The sequence below is a fragment of the Sphingomonas cellulosilytica genome (assembly GCF_052321755.1).
Lineage (GTDB): Bacteria > Pseudomonadota > Alphaproteobacteria > Sphingomonadales > Sphingomonadaceae > Sphingomonas.
Map to the genome: position 1 here is coordinate 316,477 of NZ_JBQRTT010000002.1, position 20,393 is coordinate 336,869.

The following is a 20,393-nucleotide window of genomic DNA, read 5'->3' on the forward strand; positions in this document are numbered from 1 at the left end:
CGCTACCCGGCGCGAACGGCGCGGCGCCGGGTGAAGCGCACCCGTTCGCGCTCCTCGCGCCGCCAGCCGGATCGCGCGAGCAGCAGGTCGCGCCGCGCGAGCAGGCCGATCAGCACGCCGGCGTCGTCCACCACCGGCATCCGGCCGATATCCTCCGCCAGCATCAGTTCGGCGGCGCGATCGACCATCGTCGTCGCCGCCACGACATGCAGCGACCCGTCCGACACGATCTCGCCGAGCGGGATCGCGGCATCGGGCGGCGCCTCCAGCCAGCGCATCGCCTCCGCGCGCGACATCAGCCCGACCGGCCGACCGCCCGCATCGACCACCGGATAGGCACGATGGCGCGCGGTCGCGAAGAGGGCGGCGACCTCCCCCGACGGCATCGTCGCCGGCAGGGTGTCGGGCGCCGGCGTCATGATCTCACCCACGCGCACCAGGCTCAGCGGGTCGACGGCATATTCCTGGCTGAGATGGCGGCCACGCCGGGCGATCTTCTCGGTCAGGATCGACCGGCGCAGCACCAGCACCGCCACCGCATAGCCGGCAACGCTCGCCGCCGCGGCGACGGGCAGCGCGTCGAGCCGGCCGGTCAGCTCCACGGTGAACACCGCCGCGGTCAGCGGCGCGCGCATCGATGCGCTCATCATCGCCGCCATGCCCGCCAGGGCGTAGATGGCAACCCCGCCGGGCAGCAGGTGGCCGGCGAGCGCACCGATCGCGCCGCCCAGCATCAGCAGCGGCGCCAGGATGCCACCCGACGTGCCCGATCCGAGCGCGACCAGCCACACCACCGCCTTCACCACCAGCAGCAGCAGGATCGCACGCCACAGCATCGATCCGTCGAGCAGCGCCTGGATATCGCCATAGCCCGCGCCGAGCACCCGCGGATCGATCAGCCCGCCGATCCCGACCACCAGGGCACCCAGCGCCGGCCACCACATCCAATGCACCGGCAGCCGGTGGAATCCGTCCTCGATCCGGTAGAGCGCGGCGGACAGCAGCGAGGCGACCGCCCCCGTGGCAAGGCCCAGCATGGCAGCGCAGGCGAGCGTGGTGGCGGTCCAGCTGTCCGGTGTCGCCAGCGCGAACATCGGCCCCGCGCCGATCAGCACCGGGCGCCATGCCGCCGCCGCGAGCGCGGCGACCGCCACCGGCACGAAGCTGCGCGGCTTCCACTCGAACAGCAGCACCTCGATGGCGAGCAGCATGGCGGCGACGGGCGTGCCGAAGATCGCGGTCATCCCCGCCGCGGCGCCCGCGACCAGCAGCGTCTTGCGCTCGGCGGCGCTCAGGTGGATGCCCTGCGCGACCAGCGATCCGATCGCGCCGCCGGTCATGATGATCGGCCCTTCCGCCCCGAACGGCCCGCCGGAGCCGATCGAGACGGCGGACGACACCGGCTTCAGCACCGCGACCTTGGGCGACAGGCGGCTCTGCCCGAACAGGATCGCCTCGATCGCCTCCGGAATGCCATGGCCGCGGATCTTGTCCGACCCGAACCGCGCCATCAGCCCGATGACGAGGCTGCCCGCCACCGGCACCAGCACCGTCTTGAGGCCATGCGCCGCCGGCACGATCTCCGCGGCGGCGACCGACAGCGTGCCGTACCAGGCGAGATTGGTCGCCAGCGCGATCAGCTTGAGCAGCACCCACGCCGCCATCGCGCCGCCGCTGCCGACGACCAGCGCGATCCCCGCCAGCATCAGCATGCGTGCGTCCGCGCTGTGATCGGCGAGGCGGGGCGCGGGGGCGATGGTTGGTACGTCTGGCCGACTGGCGGGATCGAAGGGCATGCCCAGCCCTTTATATCGCAGTGCGATATTTCTCAAGCGTCGGATAGAATGTGCCTTTTTGGGCAAGCCAGGTTCTAACCCGATGCCGCCCCACAAGGACTCCACGCATCTGACCGCTGCCAGCCGCCATCCTTGGGATGACGCGAGCCCCACAGGGTACACTGCGCATGCAAGAGAAGCGCGCGCAGAGGCGGAGAGGACGCAAGCCCGACACCTCCGCGTCCTCCGCGCCTCCGCGCGCGCAATCTTTCAATCTTCGGCTTTGGCAGCGCGCGCGGCCTGCTGCCATCTCGGCCGGCCGTATCGCGAGGCGATCCATCTACGATCGGGCGGACATGCGCCCCATCACCTCACGCGGTATCGAACAGTGCCGCCAATTGCTCGATGATCGTCCCGCCCAATTGCTCGGCATCCATGATTGTAACGGCACGCGCATAATAGCGGGTCACGTCGTGGCCGATGCCGATCGCCACCAGTTCGACCGGCGACTTGGCCTCGATCCAGCCGATCACCTGCCGCAGATGGCGTTCGAGGTAGCTGCCCGAATTGACCGACAGCGTCGAATCGTCGACCGGCGCGCCGTCGCTGATGACCATCAGGATGCGGCGTTCCTCCGGCCGCGCGATCAGCCGGCCATGCGCCCAGAGCAGCGCCTCGCCGTCGATATTCTCCTTCAGCAGCCCCTCACGCATCATCAGGCCGAGGTTGGTGCGCGCGCGCCGCCACGGCTCGTCCGCCTTCTTGTAGACGATGTGGCGGATATCGTTGAGGCGGCCGGGCTGCGGGGGGCGGCCTGCGGCGAGCCACGTCTCGCGCGCCTGCCCGCCCTTCCACGCGCGGGTGGTGAAGCCGAGGATCTCGGTCTTGACGCCGCAGCGCTCCAGCGTGCGGGCGAGGATGTCGGCGCTGATCGCGGCGATGCCGATCGGCCGCCCGCGCATCGACCCCGAATTGTCGATCAGCAGCGTCACCACCGTGTCGCGGAAATCCGTCTCGCGCTCGATCTTGTACGACAGCGACTGCGTCGGGTTGACGACGACGCGCGCCAGCCGGGCGGCGTCGAGCATCCCCTCGTCCTGGTCGAAGTCCCAGGATCGCGACTGCTGCGCCATCAGCCGCCGCTGCAAGCGGTTGGCGAGCTTCGACACCGCCGATTGCAGATGCGCGAGCTGCTGGTCGAGATAGCCGCGCAACCGGGCGAGTTCGTCCGCGTCGCACAGGTCGGTCGCGGCGACCACCTCGTCGAACTGCGTCGTCCACGGCTTGTATTCGAACTGCGGCATGAAGTCGCTGTTCGGGCGATTGGGGCGGACGGGCTGCATCCCCTCGTCGCCATCGTCGCCGGGTTCGCCGTCCATGTCGTCCATCGACTCGTCGCCGAACTCTTCGCCCTCGCCGTCGTCGCTGTCCGATTCCTGCGCCTCGCCGCGGGCATCGACCTGGCCTTCGCCCTGGCCGGCCTGCTCGTCCTCGCCCTCCTCGCTCTCGTCCTGCTCCTGCTCGTCGGTGCCTTCGTCTTCCGCGCCGCCCTCGTCGGCCTCCTCGGGCAGCACCTCGCCCTCGACCAGCTCCAGCTCCTCGAGCATCTTCATCGCGAGGCTCTGGAACGCGCGCTGGTCGTCGAGCGCCAGCGACAGGTTGGTGAGGTCGGTGCGCCCGTCGACCCAGTCGCGGACCAGCGCCAGGCCCGGCGCCGCGGCCGCCGGCGCGTGCTCGCCGGTCAGCGCCTCGCGCACCAGCAGCGACAGCGCGGTCGACAGCGGCACCTCCTCGCGCGTGCGGGCGCGGGTGATCGGGTCGCTGCGCAGCCGCACGTCGAGGGCATGGGCCAGATTGTCGGCGATTCCGGCATAGCCGCGGCTGCCCAACGCTTCGACCCGCGCCGTCTCCACCGCATCGAACACCGCGCGCGCCACCGCCTCGGCGGGCGCATGGCGCAGGTGCAACGCGCTGTCGTGGTGCTTCAACCGCAGCGCGAAACCGTCGGCGAAGCCGCGCGCCTCCGCCACCTGTTCGGGCGGCAGCGCGCGAGCAGGCATCGGCACCTTGATATGCTTGCCCGATTGCGCCGGCGCATCGGCGGTGAAGGCGAGCTCCACCTCCGGCTCCTCGGCGATCGCCCGCGCGGTGCCGGAGAGGACCGCCTTGAACCGGTCGAGGGGGGTTTCGTTGGCCATTACTTACTCAATGCCCGTTCGGCAGCGGCGCGGAGCGCAGGCAGTTCAATCCGCGCGATCCGCAGCAGCAATATGGGATCGATGTTGCGGTAATCATGCCGCAGCCGGTTTCCCAGCCCGCGAATGTTCCGCACCGGCAGGTCCGGACCGATCTGCGCCATGTCCTCGGGACCGATCTGGATCACCGCTTCGGTGATGCGCTGGAACAATCGCTCCACGGCCAGCAACGTCCGCTCGTCCGCATCCAGTGCCTCCGCGTCCATGCCATCGACGAACCCGAGGAGCCGATCGATATCCTCGACGATATCGGAGAGGAAGAGGATGGTCCGCTCAGAAAACATGGACGCGGTCGCGATCGATCTGGGCTTGCAGACGCGGCCGTCGCGTCGGCTCGGTGACCAAGTCCACCTTCACGCCGCCGAGCATTACGCCGATACGATCCTCGATCCCGAAGAAGCCGAACGGACCCAGCGTCGCCACCTGGTCGTAGTTCATGATCGCCGCCAGATCGATATCCGAGTCCGACCGATCCTCCCCGCGCGCGGTTGAACCGAACAGCGACAGCCGCTCGATCCCCAGCGCCCGCAGATCCGCCTCACGCTCGCGCAATCGTCGGAGAGCCTCGGTCTTGTCCATGAAGCGCCTACGCCTTCCCCACCACGCTCTCGGGCAGGTCCTTGCCGAACACCCGCTGGTAATATTCCGCCACCAGCGGCCGTTCGTTCTCGTCGCACTTGTTGAGGAACGACAGGCGGAAGGCGAAGCCGACGTCGCCGAAGATCATCGCATTCTGCGCCCAGGTGATGACGGTGCGCGGGCTCATCACGGTCGAGATGTCGCCGTTGACGAAGCCCTTGCGCGTCATGTCGGCGACGCGAACCATGTTCTCGACGGTCTTCTTGCCTTCCGGCTTGTCGTATTCGCCCGACTTGGCGAGCACGATCTGCGCCTCGGTGATCGCCGGCAGATAGTTCAGCGTCACCACGATGTTCCAGCGGTCCATCTGGCCCTGGTTGATCTGCTGCGTGCCATGGTACAGCCCGCTGGTGTCACCCAGCCCCACCGTGTTGGCGGTGGCGAACAGCCGGAAATAGGGGTTCGGCCGGATCACCCGATTCTGGTCGAGCAGCGTCAGCTTGCCCTCCGTCTCCAGCACGCGCTGGATCACGAACATCACGTCGGGCCGCCCCGCGTCATATTCGTCGAAGACGAGCGCGGTCGGCGTCTGCAGCGCCCAGGGCAGCAGGCCTTCGCGGAATTCGGTGACCTGCTGGCCGTCCTTCAGCACGATGGCGTCGCGGCCGATCAGGTCGATGCGGCTGATATGCGCATCGAGGTTGATGCGGATGCACGGCCAGTTGAGCCGCGCCGCCACCTGCTCGATATGGCTCGACTTGCCGGTGCCGTGATAGCCCTGCACCATCACGCGGCGGTTGTGCGCGAAGCCGGCCAGCACCGCCATCGTGGTGTCGGGATCGAAGACATAGGCGGGATCGAGATCGGGCACGCGCTCGTCGGCCTCGCTGAACGCCGGCACCTGCATGTCGCTGTCGATCCCGAACAGGTCGCGCACGCCGACCATCTTGTCGGGCGCGTCCAAGATCGTCGTCTCGCGGCTGTCTGGCTGGGTATTGGGGATATCGGTCATCGGGTCGTTTACCGTTCGAATGGCAGGCGGGCGGCCCCTCCCAACGCGTGAAGCGAGCGAACGGCGCATCGCAACAGTCAGTGGAAACGGAATGCCCCCGCGTCAAGCGGCGGCAGGCGCGATCTTCGGCGGCAGCGCAAAGAGATCGGCGAAACGTTCGGCCAGCGCACGGTTCCCCGTCACCCGGATCGATCCGTCCGCTTGCCCCTCGGCGAGCGGCCGCTTGACGTAGATCCACGCCGCCAGCGGCGTCGGCTGCGTTTCCACCACCACGTCCGCACCCGCCGGGTCGCCGCGCACGATCGACAGGTCGCCATCGGCCAGCGTCGCGAGGAACCCGTCGTCGCCCAGCCGGAACCCGATCGTCATCGCGAGGCCCCGCGCCTTGTCGCGATCCACCATCGTCCGCAGCGACAGCATCGCCGAGGCGGGCGAGAACGGCAGCGTCGGGTCGTGCAGCGGCGAACGCGTCGCCCAACGCCCCATCGTCTGCAGGATCGGCTCCACCTCATAGCCCCAGGGCGTCAGCTCATAGGCCTGCACCGACGCGGGCGGCGGCAGCTTGCGCCGCACGAGCAGCCCCGCCGCCTCCATCCCGTTCAACCGCTGCGTCAGCACGTTGGCGCTGATCCCGGTGAGGTGCTGCCGCAGCTCGCCAAACCGGCGCGGCCCGAACATCAACTCGCGCAGGATCAGCAGCGACCAGCGTTCGCCGACGAACTCCAGCGCCATCGCCGTCCCGCACGCGTCCTCATACCAACGATCGCGGCGCCCCGATTCCACACCGGTTACTTTTTCTGACTTCATCGTTGCTTTATGTAACCACGAGGCGCATCCTTTTCCAGAGCCGACTCGGGAAGAGGAACACGCCATGGCCAAGATGATCTTCGTCAACCTGCCGGTGGCCGACGTCGCCGCCGCGACCGCCTTCTACCAGGCGCTGGGCTTCGAGAAGAACGACCAGTTCTCCAATGCACAAGGCTCGAGCATGGTGTGGTCGGACGCGATCTACGTGATGCTGCTCGATCATGCCTTCTACGCGACGTTCACCAGCAAGCAGATCGCGGATGCGCGCACCCACAGCGCCGCCTTGTTCGCGCTCTCGTTCGAGGATCGCGCCGGCGTCGACGCGATCACCGAAGCGGCGGTGGCGGCCGGCGGGCGCGAGTTGCACGATCCCGAGGACATGGGCTTCATGTACAGCCGCGCCTTCGAGGATCTCGACGGCCATGGCTGGGGGCCGTTCCACATGGACATGGCCGCACATGCCGAGGCGACCGCGCAAGGGACCGCGCACCGCGGCAGCGAAGGCGCGGGTGCATGACGCCGGTCATCACCGCCTTCGACTGGGTGCCGCCGTTCGCGCAGGGGCAGGTGCGCGACCTGCGGGTCCGCTGGGCCCTGGAGGAGGCGGGCCAGGCCTATGACGTCCTCTACCTGGCGCAGGGCGAGCAGAAGGCGCCGCCGCATCGCGGTCGCCAGCCGTTCGGCCAGGTGCCGACCTATGAGGAAGGCGACCTGATCCTGTTCGAATCGGGGGCGATCGTGATGCACGTCGCCGACCGGTTCGGCGGCGGCCTGCTGCCTGCCGATCCCGCCGCCCGCGCACGCGCGATCGAATGGATGTTCGCCGCGCTCAACACGATCGAGCCGCCGCTGATGGATCATGCGATCGCGACGATCTTCGAACGCGGCAAGCCCTGGTCCGCGCCGCGGCTGCCCGCGGTGCTGGAGCGGATCGACGGCCGGCTCGGCGAACTGTCGCGGCGACTGGGTGAGCGGACATGGCTCGATGGCGATGCGTTCACCGCCGGCGACCTGCTGATGGTCAGCGTGCTGCGCATCGTCGCCGGCGACGGCCTGCTCGCTGCCTATCCCAACCTTGTCGCCTATGTCGCGCGGGGCGAGGGGCGGCCGGCATTCGCGCGTGCGCTCGCCGCGCAGATGGCGGGCTTCACCGGATCGCCACCGCCCGCGATCCTTGCATGGCTGAAGGCACAGGAGGAAACCACATGACCTATGTCGAAGGGTTCGTCACTCCGGTGCCGACCGCCGCCCGCGACGCCTATATCGCGCATGCCAAGGAGGCGCAGGCCCTGCTCCGCGAGGCGGGCGTCCGCCACATGGCCGAACATTGGGGTGACGACGTGCCCGCCGGCAGGACGACCGATTTCGCCCGCGCGGTGCAGGCGCAGGATGACGAGACGATCGTCTTCAGCTGGTTCGAATATCCCGACCGGGCCGCCCGCGACGCCGCCAATGCGGCGATGATGGCGGACGATCGCATGACGCAGATGGCCGCGACCATGCCGTTCGACGGCAAGCGCATGATCCACGGCGGCTTCACCGCGCTGGTCGAGCAAGGATCGGGCACCGGCGGCTACGTCGACGGTCTGGTCGCCGCGGTGCCGCGCGCCAACCGCGACGCCTATCGCACCCAGGCGAGCGACGCCGCCGCCCTCTTCCTCGATCATGGCGCGCTGCGCGTCGTCGAATCCTGGGACGACGACGTGCCGGACGGCAGGGTCACCGACTTCCGCCGTGCGGTGCTGGCCGGGGAGGACGAGGCGGTCGTCTTCTCCTGGATCGCCTGGCCCGACAAGGCGGCGCGCAACGGCGGCTGGGCGGCGCTGGAAGCGAGCGGGCGGATGACGCCGCCCGCCTCCCTGCCCTTCGACGCCCGACGGATGATCTACGGCGGTTTCGCCACCCTTCCCCTCGACTGACCGGAGCACGCGCTTATGTCCCTTGCCGACGGAACCCCGATCTGGTTCGAACTCACCACCCCCGACCAGCAGGCTGCCGCCGCCTTCTACGCAGCGGTGCTCGGCTGGACGGCGCAGCCGTCGCCGATGGCGGAGCATGGCGGCTATCTGATCGCCACCGCGCCCGACGGCGAGGGCGTCGCCGGGCTGATGACGCCGCCGCCGACGATGCCGGCGGGCGCGCCGACCGGCTGGTCGATCTATTTCCTCGCCCGCGACCTCGACGCGACGCTGGCGAAGGCGGCGGAACTGGGCGGCCGCACCGTCTTCGGTCCGATGGACATTCCGCACGTCGGCCGCTTCGCCGTGCTGCTCGATGCGCAGGGCGTCCCGCTGACGGTGATGCAGCCCGATCGCGAGGAGGCGACGCGTCCGTTCAAGCAGATGCCGGACGCGCACGGCCATGCGGTGTGGATCGAACTGGCGACGCCCGACCCCGACGGCGCCTTCGCCTTCTACGGCAGCCTGTTCGGCTGGACACGCGAGGGCGCGATGCCGATGGGCGCGATGGGCGAATATGCCTTCATCGGCGCGGGCGAGGGCGTGCGGCCCGGCGCAATGATGTCAAGCACGCTCACCCGCGCGCCGGTGCAGTGGAACAGCTATTTCCTGGTCCCCGACATCGATGCCGCCATCGCCACCGCCCAGGCGCACGACGGCAAGCTGATCCAGGGGCCGGACCAAATCCCCGGCGGCGACTATTCGGCCAACATCATCGACGGCCACGGCCACCAGGTCGGGCTGGTCGGACCGCGCCGGGCGGCCGCGTGATGGGCGACGCGGCGAAGGCGATGGCGGTCTGCCTGTGGTTCGACGGCGCGGCGGAAGCGGCGGCGCGCTTCTACGCGGCGACCTTCCCCGACAGCCGGATCGACGCGATCACCCGCGCGCCGGGCGACTATCCGGCCGGCCGGCAGGGCGATGTGCTGACGGTGGAATTCACCGTCTGCGGCACGCCCTTCCTCGGCCTGAACGGCGGCGGCGGCGTGCCGCATGGCCAGGCGATCTCGTTCCAGATCTTCACCGATACGCAAGGCGAGACGGACCGGCTGTGGGCCGCGATCGTCGACAACGGCGGGCAGGAGCATGCGTGCAGTTGGTGCGCCGATCGCTGGGGGGTCAACTGGCAGATCGTGCCGCGCGTGCTGACTGCGGCGCTGTCGCACCCCGATCCCGACGCGCGAGCCCGCGCCTTCACCGCGATGATGGGCATGCGCAAGATCGATCATGCCGCCATCGCGGCGGCTGTAGACGGAGAGGCCGCATGAGCTACGAACTGTCCATCACCCGGCTGATCGATGCGCCGATCGATGCGGTATGGCGCGCCTGGACCGAGGATACCGGCGCCTGGTTCTGCCCCAGGCCCTGGACGGCGGACTTCGTCACCCAGGAACTGCACGCCGGCGGCCGGTCCGAGATCGTGATGCGCGGCCCGAACGGCGAGGAAAACCGGCTGGAGGGCGTCTATCTGGAGGTGGTGCGTCACCGGCGGATCGTCTCCACCGACGCCTTCACCGCCGGCTGGCGGCCGGCGGGACCGTTCATGGTCCGCATCGACGACTTCGCGGAGGACGGCGGCAAGACCCGCTACACCGCCACCGCCCGCCACTGGACCCAGGAGGCACGGGACAATCACGCGGCCATGGGCTTCGAACCCGGCTGGAACGCCGCGACCGACCAGCTGGAGGCAATCGCGAAAAGCTTGGCGAATCCGTAACTCCTCCCCGGCACGGGGAGGTGGCGCCGCGCAGCGGTGACGGAGGGGGCTCTCCCCACACGACCCCGCTCGCGGAGAGCCCCCTCCACCAGCTTCGCTGGTCCCCCTCCCCGTACCGGGGAGGATTGGCGCCACGCGAACGCCGGCACCCCACAACTCCTCCCCGGCACGGGGAGGTGGCACCGCAAAGCGGTGACGGAGGGGGCTCTCCCCACACGACCCCGCTCGCGGAAAGCCCCCTCCACCAGCTTCGCTGGTCCCCCTCCCCGTGCCGGGGAGGATTGGCGCCACGCGAACGCCGGCACCCCACAACTCCTCCCCGGCACGGGGAGGTGGCACCGCGCAGCGGTGACGGAGGGGCAGCCAAGCAGCGCGACGCCTGTAGCCGCCCCTCCACCACGCCGCTGCGCGTCGCGCCCCCTCCCCGTGCCGGGGAGGATCGCTCACGCGAACGCCGGGGCCTGCCTCAGCTGCTGATAGGCCGCGATCACCTTTTGCAGCATCGCCTCGTGGCTGCGATCGCCGCCGTTGCGGTCGGGGTGATATTGCCGCACCAGCTCCGAATAGCGCTTGCGCAGCGCCATGCGATCCGCATCCGGCGCAAGGCCGAGCACCTTGAGGCTCGCGCGGTCCTGCCCCGACAGCGGCTTGCCGTCGCGCCGCTCGGGTGCCGTCTCGCGCCGGTAGCGCGCGCCGATCGCGTCGAGGGGGTCGCTGAAATCGGCCCAGCGCGGCCCCTGGTCGCCGCCGTTGGCCCGCGCGAAGGCGCGCGTTTCCCGCTCCCATCCCGCCAGCGGGCGCTGCGCGTGATGGATCTCCTCCGCCGTCATGCCGTCGAAGTAATTGTAGCGGCTGTTGAAGGCGCGGACATGGTCGAGGCACAGCCAACGGAACGCGCCCGGGCCGCTCCCATCAGCGGCACCCTCCAGCGGCGGCGCGCGAAACTCCCCCGGCTCCTCGCAACCGGGCTCGGCACACAATCGGCCCTGCGCTTCCATCCGGCCGTGGAACCGCGTGTGCGGCCGGTCCTTCCTGTCACTCGCGCGTGTCACGAACGCTCCCTAAACTCACGCAATGCCGGTATATAGGCGCGATGACCGACACCGCCACCGCCGCCATCCCGCTCGCCGACATCATCGCCGACCGCCTCACCGCCGCACTTGCGCCGACCCATCTTCAGGTGGTCAACGACAGCCATCATCATGCCGGCCACATGGGCGACGACGGCACCGGCGAATCGCATTTCACCGTGATCGTGGAGAGCCCCGCCTTTGCCGGGCAGAGCCGCGTCGCCCGCCAGCGCGCGGTCAACACCGCGCTCGCCGACCTCATCGCCACCCGCATCCACGCCCTCGCGATCAAGGCGCGGGCACCGGGAGAATGACCATGTTCGACGACTTCGTCCTGCAGACGATCACCCCCGTCACCCACGACCTGGGCGGCTTCAAGGTCCACCGCACCCTGCCCAACAAGGAGCGGACGATGGTCGGCCCGTTCCTGTTCTTCGACCAGATGGGGCCGGCGCACCTCGACGTGGGCGGCGGCATCGACGTGCGGCCGCATCCGCACATCAATCTCGCCACCGTCACCTATCTGTTCGACGGCGCGATCGACCATCGCGATTCGCTCGGCACCGCCAAGCGGATCGAGCCGGGCGCGGTCAACCTGATGACCGCTGGCCACGGCATCGTCCATTCGGAACGCTCGCCGGGCGAGGAGCGCCAGGCCGGGCCGGCGCTGTCGGGCATCCAGACCTGGCTCGCCCTGCCCGAGGAGCGCGAGGAGATGGACCCGGCGTTCGAGCACGTCGCCAAGGCCGCGTTGCCGGTGCTCGACGCGCACGGCGCCCGCGCGCGGATCATCATGGGCGAACTGTGGGGCCTGCGCGCTCCCACCACCACCTATGCCGGCACGATCTACGCCGACGTGGTGCTGGAGGCGGGCGCCAGCGTGCCGATCGACGTCGCCGCCGAGGAACGCTGCGTCTACCTCGCGATGGGCGAGGCGACGCTGGAGGGCATGCCCTTGGAACCGATGAAGCTCTACGTCCTGCGCCCCGGCATCGCGGCGACGCTGCGCTCGGGCAGCGGCGGGCGGGTGATGCTGGCGGGCGGCGACGCCTTCCGCACCCCGCGGCACGTCTGGTGGAATTTCGTCAGCTCGCGCCGCGACCGCATCGACGAGGCGAAGCGCGCGTGGAAGGCGGGCGAATTCCCGGCGGTGCCGGGCGACGACAAGGAATGGATCCCCATCCCGGAAGTGCCCAACACGGTAAGCTACCCGTAAGGCGCCGGCACCGACACGACACAAGGAGAGGCCGATGACCCACCCCGCACTCCAGCGCATCGCGCTGTCCACCGGCGTCGCGCTCGACGTGCAGATCGTCGGCGATCCCGCCAGTCCGCCGGTGATCCTGCTCCACGGCTTCCCCGAATCGCACCGCACGTGGCGCGGCATCGTCCCCGACCTTGCCCGCGACCATTATGTGATCGCCCCCGACCAGCGCGGCTATGCCCGCTCGTCCAAGCCCGACGGGGTCGAGGCCTATGCCGCGGACAGGATTCTCGCCGACCTGATCGCGCTCGCCGACCATCTCGGCATCGACCGCTTCACCCTGGTCGGCCACGACTGGGGCGGGGCCGTCGCATGGATGGCGGCGCTCGGCCGGCCCGATCGCATCGCGCGGCTGGTGATCGTCAACGCGCCGCATCCGCTGCTCTTCCAGCGCGCCCTGTTCGACGAGCCCGAACAGCGCCGTGCCAGCCAGTATATCACCCGCTTCCGCGACACGCGCATCGACCAGGGGCTGACCGGCGCCGGCCTCGAAAAATTCCTCGGCTCCACCTTCGCCCAGCATATCACCGGCGCCATCGCCGGGGCGGACAAGGCCGCCTATCTCGACGAATGGTCGCAGCCGGGCGCGATGACCGCGATGCTCAACTGGTATCGCGCGTCCGGCGTCGTCGTCCCCGCCATGGACGAGGAGCCGCCCCGCCCCGCCTTCCTCGACAGGCCCTTCCCGCCGGTGACGCAGGAGACGCTGGTGATCTGGGGCACGCGCGACACGGCGCTGCTGCCGGTGCTGGTCGACGGCCTGCCGCCCTATGTGCCGCAGCTGACCGTGGAAAAGATCGACGCCGGCCATTTCGTGCCCTGGGAAAAGCCGGATGCGGTGGTCGCCGCGATGCGCCGCTGGGGCATCTGAGGCGCTGCGCCGCGTTGCCGCACACCATCACCTTTCGTTACGCTGACCGACACATTCCTCGTCCGTTCAGGCGCTTGGACCCAAAAGCCGGTCATGCGTTACGCTTCCCCCAAGCGCAGCGCACGTAACGAAGGAGTGATATCCATGCGTAAGATCATGATCGCCGCACTCGCCGCCGCCACCATCCTGCCCGCCGGCGTCGCCAGCGCCCAGAGCGCGCGCGAGGTGCGGCAGAGCCAGCGCGAGGTGCGCGAGTCGCAGCGCGAACTCGCCGAGGCGCGCCGCTACGGCGACCGCCGCGATGTCCGCGAAGCGCGCCGCGAGGTCCGCGAAGACCGCCGCGAGCTGCGCGAGGACTGGCGCGACTATCGCCGCGCGCACGGCGACGTCTACCGCCGCGGCGGCTACGAGGGGCCGCGCGGCTATCGCTATCGCCCGGTGAGCGTCGGCTATCGCTTCACGCCGGATTATTACGGCCGCCGCTACTGGATCAACGACCCCTACACCTATCGCCTGCCGCGTCCGGGCTACGGCTACCAGCGCTGGGTGCGCTACGGCAACGACGTGGTGCTGGTCGACACCCGCTCGGGCCGCGTCGTCCAGGTCTACAACCGCTTCTTCTACTGAGGCGTGACTGGGGAGGGGTTCGGCCCCTCCCCACTCCACGAAGGCGCCGCGCCCCGCAAAATCCTCCCCGGCACGGGGAGGGGGACCGCGGCGCGCAGCGGCGTGGTGGAGGGGGACCGCCGCGAGCGGTGCCATGCGTGGAGAACCCCCTCCGTCACCGCTACGCGGTGCCACCTCCCCGTGCCGGGGAGGATTGGAACGGCCCGCCCCCCGCAAAATCCTCCCCGGCACGGGGAGGGGGACCGCGGCGCGCAGCGGCGTGGTGGAGGGGCAGCCCCAAGCGATTGCCCTGCTTGGCTGCCCCTCCGTCACCGCTACGCGGTGCCACCTCCCCGTGACGGGGAGGATCGAAACGCCCGCTCCCTACACCCGTACCTGCGCGCCCTCCGGCAGCGCGATGCCCTCACCCGTTGCGGCCGCCGCGCCCGCATCGATCCACGCCGCATGCGCATGCGCGGTGGCCAGCACCTGCCAGCCCTCCGCTCCCGGCCAGCCGCGCATCCGCACCACCTGGTGGCCGAGCGCCCGGTCGGGCTCCATCGCCACCCAGGCGAGCGGCCGCTCCGCCGTCGCGCGATCGCCCGCCGCATGCATCGCCGTCCTGATCCGCCCGGCGGTCGCCTCCGGCAGATATTGCCACACCACCGAATGCATCAGTACGCGCACCGTCCCCGCCGCCTGCGGCTCGGCCAGCCGCGCCTCCACCCAGTCGGCGGCGTCGGCCTGCACCAGGTCGACGCCGCGTTCGCGGATCATCGCGATCGCGCCTTTTACCCGCGCCAGCCGCTCTGGCGCCTCCGCCCAGATATAGGCCGCCAGCCGCCGCTCGACCGCCGGATCGGTCGCATCCATCGGCGCCACGTCGCAGCCGCGCACCGCGCCGATCGCGATCGGCACCGCCGGCGGCGGCGGTCCGCGCCAGTCCGGCACGATCCGCACCGGCGCGTCCGCCGGGCCGACCGCCGTTCCGCCCAGCGCGATGCGATAGCGGTCGATCAGCAGGTTCAGCCCCGCGCTCGACCCGATCTCCAGCACCTCCAGCCGCGGCCCGAACCGCGCCGCCACCGCCAGCAGCCCGGTCATCAGCGCCGCCGACCGCCCCGGCTCGTTGGTCTGCGGCGGCCCGTCCAGCCAGGGATACAGCGCATCGTCGTGCCGCCGCAGCGCTTCGGCGACCACCGCCGCCACCCGCGCCGCATCGGTGACCGCGCCCGCGAACACCGCCGCCAAATCCGCGTCCGCACCCGCCAGCACCGACGCGTGCAAGCCCCCGATCAGCCGCAGCGGCACCGCATCGCGCGTCGGCTCGCCCGCCCAGCCCAGCACCCGCGCGCCGGTGCGCGTCTCGCGCGTCAGCCCCTCGGCCAGCGCCGCACACAGGTCCGCATAGATCGGCGCCGCATTGCTGCGGCAGTAATGTTCCTGGATGCGGAACGCCCCCCGCACGGCCGCCTCGTTGGTCATCGACTCACGCCCTCCTTCTGCCCGTGTTGCGCCTCCCCCGCCCCGTCAGTAAAGCCCGGGCCGTGTCGACCCCGCCCCCCCTCGTCATCGCCGTGCCCAAGGGGCGCATCCTGTCGGAAGCCTTGCCGCTGCTCGCCCGCGCCGGCATCCGCCCGGAGCCCGCCTTCGGCGACCCGGACAGCCGCGCGCTGCGCTTCGCCACCGATGTGCCGCACATCGAGCTGATCCGCGTGCGCGCCTTCGACGTCGCGACCTTCGTCGCGCACGGTGCGGCGCAGCTCGGCATCGTCGGGTCCGACGTGCTGGCGGAGTTCGACTATTCGGAACTCTACGCCCCGGTCGATCTAGGGATCGGCCATTGCCGCATCTCGGTCGCCGAGCCTGCGGCGATGGCGGCGGGTGACGACCCGCGCGGCTGGAGCCACGTCCGCGTCGCCACCAAATATCCCCACACCACCGCCGCGCATTTCGCTGCGCGGGGCGTGCAGGCGGAATGCGTGAAGCTCAACGGCGCAATGGAACTCGCACCGACCCTGGGCCTCGCGCCGCGCATCGTCGACCTCGTCTCCTCGGGCAAGACACTGAAGGAAAACGGCCTCGTCGAGGTGGAGGTGATCGCCGAAGTGACCAGCCGCCTGATCGTCAACCGCGCCGCGATGAAGACGCGCGCCGAGGTGGTGCCGCTGGTCGAGGCATTTCGGGCGGCGGTGGCAGGCGAAAACAAGCCCCTCCCCTTCAGGGGAGGGGTTGGGGGTGGGGGAAGTCTCACCGAGACCGGCGCTCATGACTCCCCCACCCCCAGCCCCTCCCCTGAAGGGGAGGGGAGCAAGTGATCCGCCTCGACACGCGCGACGCCGGCTTCGCCGACGCCTTCGTCGCCCTGGTCGACGCCCGCCGCGAAGCGTCGAGCGACGTGACCCGCGACGTGGCGACGATCATCCGCGCCGTCCGCGACGACGGCGAGGCGGCGGTCGCCGCCTTCACCCGCAAGCTCGACCGCCACGACCTCGCCGAAACCGGCTGGCGCATCGAACCCGCCGCCTGCGCCGCCGCCTATGAGGCGCTGGAGCCCGGCCTGCGCAACGCGCTCGACCTCGCCGCCACCCGCATCCGCGCCTATCACGAACGCCAGCGGCCGACCGACAGCGACTATACCGACGGCGCCGGCGTCCGGCTCGGTGCGCGGTGGCGGCCGGTGGATGCCGCCGGCCTCTACGTCCCCGGCGGCCGCGCCGCCTATCCCTCGTCGCTGCTGATGAACGCCATCCCCGCCAAGGTCGCTGGCGTCGAGCGGCTGGTGATGGTGACGCCGACGCCGGACGGGCAGATCAACCCCCTCGTCCTCGCCGCCGCGCACCTCGCCGGCGTCGACGAGGTGTGGCGGATCGGCGGCGCGCAGGCCATCGCCGCGCTCGCCTATGGCGCCGGCCGCATCGCGCCCGTCGATGTCGTCACCGGCCCCGGCAACGCCTGGGTCGCCGAGGCCAAGCGCCAGGTCTATGGTGTCGTCGGCATCGACATGGTCGCCGGCCCGAGCGAGATCGTCGTCGTCGCGGACGCGCAGAACGACCCGCAATGGACCGCCGCCGACCTCCTGAGCCAGGCCGAGCACGACACCACGACGCAATCGATCCTGTTCACCGACGATACCGCCTATGCGGACCGCGTCGCCGCGGCGGTGGACGCCGAGCTCGCGATCCTGCCGACCGCAGCGGTCGCGCGCGCCGCCTGGGACGCCAATGGCGCGATCGTCGTCGTCGAGCGGCTGGAGGACGCCTGCCCGCTGGTCGACCGCCTCGCCCCCGAACATCTGCAACTCGCCGTCGACGATCCGCAGGCGCTGTTCGACCGCGTCCGCCACGCCGGCAGCGTCTTCCTCGGCCGCCACACGCCAGAGGCGATCGGCGATTACGTCGCCGGCCCCAACCACGTGCTGCCGACCGGCCGCCGTGCCCGCTTCGCCAGCGGCCTGTCGGTGCTCGATTTCATGAAGCGCACGAGCTTCCTCGGGCTCGACGAAACCGCGCTCGCCGAACTCGGCCCGGCCACCGTCGCGCTGGCGGAGGCCGAAGGCCTGCCGGCGCACGCCCGTTCGGTGGCGCTGCGGCTCAGACGCAATCATTGATTGACAGGGTTAATAGTACCGTTCCGGAACCATAGCATAGACGCCACGTTCCCTTTCACTCTGCATCTCGCAGGACGGGGAATGCCACCATGCCTCTGGCTCGCAGGAGACTCCTGATTGGCAACCGTGCGCATCAGCGATTTCCGACGACGTTTCCGGCCCGCCTCCAGCAAGCCGGCCACCTGATTGATGTCGAGGTGGTGGACATCTCGATCCGTGGCGCCCGTATCCGCCCACACGCCACGATCATCCGCCTTGCCGTGGGGCTGCGGATGACCCTGATGGCGGACGGATTGCTTGTCGACGGAGAAGTCACGCGGCGTGTCGACGATGAATACGGCCTGCATTTCGATCGCGACATAGAGCCGCTGAAAGCGGTACGAGCCAATTATCGCGCACCGCCTGCCCCGCGCGCCGCCACCCGTTCCAACCCGTCCGAGCAGTGACGGATGCGGATGAATGTCCGCTCCGTCACCGGCCCGGATCAGAAGCGGATCGGCACCGCCAGCATCACCTGGCCGCGCGAATTCATCGCCTGCGCTTCGAGCCGCGCGGAGATCCGGCGGGACAGCGCATATTCGACGCCGCCGCGGATGAGGACGCCGCGGACCCGGTCGAGATCGGGGTTTACGTCTGCATAGCCGGTGGAGCGCTGGTCGTAATCCTGCCCGCCGACGCCTGCACCGGCGTAGAGCAGCAGGCGCGACGATGCCGCATAGCCGAGCCGCGCCGTCACGCCGAAGCCGATCTTGGGGTCGATCGAGTAGCTGTAGAAGCTGTTGCGCTCGACCACCGATCGCCCGCCGAAATCCAGGGCCGCCTGCACGCCCAGCACCAGCCGCCGCGCGATCTTGCCGTCATAGCCGGCGAACACCTCGCCGCCGACGCCGCTGCGCGACAGATCGCGCGTCCGGTCGACGCCGTTGGTCGTTTCCTCTATTTCGAACGCGTGGGTCACCAGGCCCGCTCCCGCCCCGGCATGGACGCCGATGAACGAATCCGCCGCATCCTGGGCCGACGCCGCACTCGACCCCATCATCGCCACACTGGCGATAACTACATATTTCAACATCTTGCCCCCCATCTACTCGACGCGCACCCGTAAACTACGGGCTGCACGACGCCCACTTACAAGCGATGCAATGATACAACAATCGGTACTCATCCTGATCCTTGCATTATCATGCGAAACCGGGCCAGATCTGCACGATCGGATGTAAGTACGTCATGGCTGCTGCTGTTATGAGGATCTATTTTGCGGCTAACCTGTCTCCAACCCGGCGAACACATGGCGTCCTCTGAGTCACCCCCCGCCCCTGCCGTCCCAAGGGAAGGATGCCGCCTCCGCAGCCGGAGGGGTGACGCCGCGCCCTTGCGCGACTACATGCCCGCGCGATGTCCCGTACTCCCACCCGCACCCAGGCGCGCGCCGCCGCCCGCCTCGCCGCCGTCCAGGCGCTCTACCAGCATGAGATGGAGGGCACCGCCGTGCCCGCGCTGCTCCACGAATTCCACAACCACCGGCTCGGCGCGACGATCGAGGATGCCGATTACGCCGAGGCGGATCAGGATTTCTTCGACGACCTCGTCAGCGGCGCCACCGCCCGCGCCGGCGAGATCGACCTCGCCATCGAAAAGAAGCTGGCGAGCGGCTGGACGCTGGCACGGCTCGACAAGCCGATGAAGGCGATCCTGCGCGCCGGCACCTACGAACTGATGGCGCGAAAGGACGTGCCGGTGCCGGCGACGATCAGCGAATATGTCGATGTCGCCCACGCCTTCTACGAACGGCGCGAGGCGGGCTTCGTCAACGGCCTGCTCGACGCCATCGCCAAGGACGTGCGGTAATCGATGAGCCCTCTCCCTTCCCGGGGAGAGGGAGCACAGCATGACCGAAGCCGACTTCCTCGCCGCCCTGCGCACCCTGCCGCTGCACCCGGCGGCACGGGGCCTGCGCGACGACACCGCCAGGCTGGTCCATGCGCCGCTCGTCGTCACCACCGACACGCTGGTCGAGGGCGTCCACTTCCTCCCCCACGATCCGCCGCAGGACGTCGCGTGGAAGCTGGTCGCCACCAACCTCTCCGACATCGCCGGCAAGGGTGCGAAGCCCGACGGCATCCTGCTCAACTATCCCCTGTCCGACGACGCCTGGGATCGCGCCTTCCTGCACGGGCTCGCCGAGGTGCTCGCCGCCTGCGGCACCGCGCTGCTCGGCGGCGACACGGTGCGGCTGCCTGCCGGCGCGCCGCGCATCCTCACCGTCACCGCCTTCGGCTGCGACACGCCCGCCCCGCCCCGCGGCGGGGCCGGCGAGAATGACGCGCTGTGGGTGACCGGCACGATCGGCGATGCCGGCGCCGGCCTCGCCATCGCGCGCGGGGGGGACGGGCCGCCCGAACTCCTCGCGCGCTACCGCCGCCCGGCGCCGCGCCTCGCCGAGGGCCGCGTGCTCAGCCGGATCGCGCATGCGATGATGGACGTCAGCGACGGCTTGCTGATCGACGCCCACCGGATGGCGGCGGCCAGCGGCCTCGCCGTCATCCTCGACCTTAGCGCCGTCCCCCTGTCGACCGCCTATCGCGCGCATGTCGGCGAGACCCGCGCCGCGCGCCTCGCCGCCGCCACCGCGGGCGACGATTACGAATTGCTGTTCGCGATGCCCGCCAATGCCGTGCCGCCCGTCCCTGCGACGCACCTCGGCCGCTTCGCCCGCGGCGCCGGCCTGCGCCTGCACGAGGGCGGCGAGCCGATCGACCCGCCCGAGCATCTCGGCTTCCAGCACTGAAGCGCCCCCAAACGCTTGCGCTCCCCGCGCACTCGCCATAGCCTCCCCCCAGCCGAGCGGAACCGGGAACACATCGGTCCG

General features: G+C 70.2%; 24 protein-coding genes. 15 read left to right on the forward strand and 9 right to left on the reverse strand.

Features of this window, described 5'->3' with window-relative positions; all coding sequences use genetic code 11:
* Positions 1 to 2: 2 nt before the first annotated feature.
* The 6 genes from ACTZQ5_RS04850 to ACTZQ5_RS04875 form a co-directional block, all read right to left on the reverse strand.
* Positions 3 to 1,796: a chloride channel protein gene (locus ACTZQ5_RS04850; protein ID WP_443584028.1), complete on the reverse strand. Its 1,794-nt coding sequence runs from the start codon at positions 1,794 to 1,796 to the stop codon at positions 3 to 5.
* A gap of 350 nt (positions 1,797 to 2,146) precedes the next feature.
* Positions 2,147 to 3,973: a cobaltochelatase subunit CobT gene (gene cobT, locus ACTZQ5_RS04855; protein WP_443584029.1), complete on the reverse strand. Its 1,827-nt coding sequence runs from the start codon at positions 3,971 to 3,973 to the stop codon at positions 2,147 to 2,149.
* A complete protein-coding gene (locus ACTZQ5_RS04860; RefSeq protein ID WP_443584030.1) occupies positions 3,973 to 4,314 on the reverse strand; it encodes a HepT-like ribonuclease domain-containing protein in 342 nt (113 codons plus the stop codon). Before ACTZQ5_RS04860 ends, cobT begins: the two co-directional genes overlap by 1 nt.
* The gene (locus ACTZQ5_RS04865; protein ID WP_443584031.1) at positions 4,304 to 4,609 is read right to left on the reverse strand and encodes a nucleotidyltransferase family protein; all 306 of its coding nucleotides are present in this window, start codon (positions 4,607 to 4,609) and stop codon (positions 4,304 to 4,306) included. The genes ACTZQ5_RS04860 and ACTZQ5_RS04865 overlap by 11 nt, the downstream gene beginning before the upstream one ends.
* A gap of 7 nt (positions 4,610 to 4,616) precedes the next feature.
* On the reverse strand, positions 4,617 to 5,621 hold the full coding sequence (gene cobS, locus ACTZQ5_RS04870; RefSeq protein WP_443584032.1) for a cobaltochelatase subunit CobS: 1,005 nt from the start codon (positions 5,619 to 5,621) through the stop codon (positions 4,617 to 4,619).
* A 102-nt stretch (positions 5,622 to 5,723) separates the two neighbouring features.
* Positions 5,724 to 6,428, reverse strand: a complete 705-nt coding sequence (locus tag ACTZQ5_RS04875; protein WP_443584033.1) for a winged helix-turn-helix transcriptional regulator — start codon at positions 6,426 to 6,428, stop codon at positions 5,724 to 5,726.
* A 64-nt stretch (positions 6,429 to 6,492) separates the two neighbouring features.
* On the opposite strand from ACTZQ5_RS04875, the gene ACTZQ5_RS04880 reads away from it, so the two are divergent.
* From ACTZQ5_RS04880 to ACTZQ5_RS04905, 6 genes are read left to right on the forward strand one after another with little or no spacing between them, the layout of a single operon-like run.
* A complete protein-coding gene (locus ACTZQ5_RS04880) occupies positions 6,493 to 6,945 on the forward strand; it encodes a VOC family protein (protein WP_443584034.1) in 453 nt (150 codons plus the stop codon).
* Positions 6,942 to 7,637, forward strand: a complete 696-nt coding sequence (locus tag ACTZQ5_RS04885; RefSeq protein WP_443584035.1) for a glutathione S-transferase family protein — start codon at positions 6,942 to 6,944, stop codon at positions 7,635 to 7,637. The genes ACTZQ5_RS04880 and ACTZQ5_RS04885 overlap by 4 nt, the downstream gene beginning before the upstream one ends.
* Positions 7,634 to 8,347, forward strand: coding sequence for a DUF1428 domain-containing protein (locus tag ACTZQ5_RS04890; RefSeq protein WP_443584036.1), 714 nt, complete (start codon positions 7,634 to 7,636; stop codon positions 8,345 to 8,347). The genes ACTZQ5_RS04885 and ACTZQ5_RS04890 overlap by 4 nt, the downstream gene beginning before the upstream one ends.
* 15 nt (positions 8,348 to 8,362) lie before the next feature.
* On the forward strand, positions 8,363 to 9,157 hold the full coding sequence (locus ACTZQ5_RS04895) for a VOC family protein (RefSeq protein WP_443584037.1): 795 nt from the start codon (positions 8,363 to 8,365) through the stop codon (positions 9,155 to 9,157).
* A complete protein-coding gene (locus ACTZQ5_RS04900; RefSeq protein WP_443584038.1) occupies positions 9,157 to 9,654 on the forward strand; it encodes a VOC family protein in 498 nt (165 codons plus the stop codon). Before ACTZQ5_RS04895 ends, ACTZQ5_RS04900 begins: the two co-directional genes overlap by 1 nt.
* Positions 9,651 to 10,103: an SRPBCC family protein gene (locus ACTZQ5_RS04905; protein WP_443584039.1), complete on the forward strand. Its 453-nt coding sequence runs from the start codon at positions 9,651 to 9,653 to the stop codon at positions 10,101 to 10,103. The genes ACTZQ5_RS04900 and ACTZQ5_RS04905 overlap by 4 nt, the downstream gene beginning before the upstream one ends.
* Positions 10,104 to 10,546: 443 nt before the next feature.
* On the opposite strand, the gene ACTZQ5_RS04910 is transcribed toward ACTZQ5_RS04905, so the two are convergent.
* Positions 10,547 to 11,101: a J domain-containing protein gene (locus tag ACTZQ5_RS04910; protein WP_443584139.1), complete on the reverse strand. Its 555-nt coding sequence runs from the start codon at positions 11,099 to 11,101 to the stop codon at positions 10,547 to 10,549.
* Between the two features lie 95 nt (positions 11,102 to 11,196).
* Between ACTZQ5_RS04910 and ACTZQ5_RS04915 the strand changes: the two genes are divergently transcribed.
* The 4 genes from ACTZQ5_RS04915 (at position 11,197) to ACTZQ5_RS04930 (ending at position 13,935) form a co-directional block, all read left to right on the forward strand.
* The gene (locus ACTZQ5_RS04915; protein ID WP_443584040.1) at positions 11,197 to 11,487 is read left to right on the forward strand and encodes a BolA family protein; all 291 of its coding nucleotides are present in this window, start codon (positions 11,197 to 11,199) and stop codon (positions 11,485 to 11,487) included.
* A gap of 2 nt (positions 11,488 to 11,489) precedes the next feature.
* A complete protein-coding gene (locus ACTZQ5_RS04920; protein WP_443584041.1) occupies positions 11,490 to 12,389 on the forward strand; it encodes a pirin family protein in 900 nt (299 codons plus the stop codon).
* Between the two features lie 34 nt (positions 12,390 to 12,423).
* Positions 12,424 to 13,308: an alpha/beta fold hydrolase gene (locus ACTZQ5_RS04925; protein ID WP_443584042.1), complete on the forward strand. Its 885-nt coding sequence runs from the start codon at positions 12,424 to 12,426 to the stop codon at positions 13,306 to 13,308.
* 144 nt (positions 13,309 to 13,452) lie between these two features.
* Positions 13,453 to 13,935, forward strand: a complete 483-nt coding sequence (locus ACTZQ5_RS04930) for an RcnB family protein (protein WP_443584043.1) — start codon at positions 13,453 to 13,455, stop codon at positions 13,933 to 13,935.
* 363 nt (positions 13,936 to 14,298) lie between these two features.
* Here the strand turns inward: ACTZQ5_RS04930 and ACTZQ5_RS04935 are convergent, their stop codons facing one another.
* Positions 14,299 to 15,399, reverse strand: coding sequence for a DUF2332 domain-containing protein (locus tag ACTZQ5_RS04935; protein ID WP_443584044.1), 1,101 nt, complete (start codon positions 15,397 to 15,399; stop codon positions 14,299 to 14,301).
* 92 nt (positions 15,400 to 15,491) lie between these two features.
* On the opposite strand from ACTZQ5_RS04935, the gene hisG reads away from it, so the two are divergent.
* The 3 genes from hisG (at position 15,492) to ACTZQ5_RS04950 (ending at position 17,970) form a co-directional block, all read left to right on the forward strand.
* The gene (hisG, locus tag ACTZQ5_RS04940; protein ID WP_443584140.1) at positions 15,492 to 16,232 is read left to right on the forward strand and encodes an ATP phosphoribosyltransferase; all 741 of its coding nucleotides are present in this window, start codon (positions 15,492 to 15,494) and stop codon (positions 16,230 to 16,232) included.
* A complete protein-coding gene (gene hisD, locus ACTZQ5_RS04945; RefSeq protein WP_443584045.1) occupies positions 16,229 to 17,524 on the forward strand; it encodes a histidinol dehydrogenase in 1,296 nt (431 codons plus the stop codon). The genes hisG and hisD overlap by 4 nt, the downstream gene beginning before the upstream one ends.
* Before the next feature lie 89 nt (positions 17,525 to 17,613).
* Positions 17,614 to 17,970 (forward strand): PilZ domain-containing protein, encoded by a 357-nt coding sequence (locus ACTZQ5_RS04950; RefSeq protein WP_443584046.1) that lies wholly within the window; start codon positions 17,614 to 17,616, stop codon positions 17,968 to 17,970.
* Between the two features lie 38 nt (positions 17,971 to 18,008).
* Here the strand turns inward: ACTZQ5_RS04950 and ACTZQ5_RS04955 are convergent, their stop codons facing one another.
* Positions 18,009 to 18,563: an outer membrane protein gene (locus ACTZQ5_RS04955; protein ID WP_443584047.1), complete on the reverse strand. Its 555-nt coding sequence runs from the start codon at positions 18,561 to 18,563 to the stop codon at positions 18,009 to 18,011.
* 356 nt (positions 18,564 to 18,919) lie between these two features.
* On the opposite strand from ACTZQ5_RS04955, the gene nusB reads away from it, so the two are divergent.
* Both nusB and thiL read left to right on the forward strand, forming a co-directional pair.
* Positions 18,920 to 19,372 carry a transcription antitermination factor NusB gene (gene nusB / locus ACTZQ5_RS04960; protein WP_443584048.1) on the forward strand — a complete coding sequence of 151 codons (453 nt, stop codon included), beginning with the start codon at positions 18,920 to 18,922 and terminating at the stop codon, positions 19,370 to 19,372.
* 40 nt (positions 19,373 to 19,412) lie between these two features.
* A complete protein-coding gene (thiL, locus tag ACTZQ5_RS04965) occupies positions 19,413 to 20,312 on the forward strand; it encodes a thiamine-phosphate kinase (RefSeq protein ID WP_443584049.1) in 900 nt (299 codons plus the stop codon).
* Positions 20,313 to 20,393: the final 81 nt, after the last annotated feature.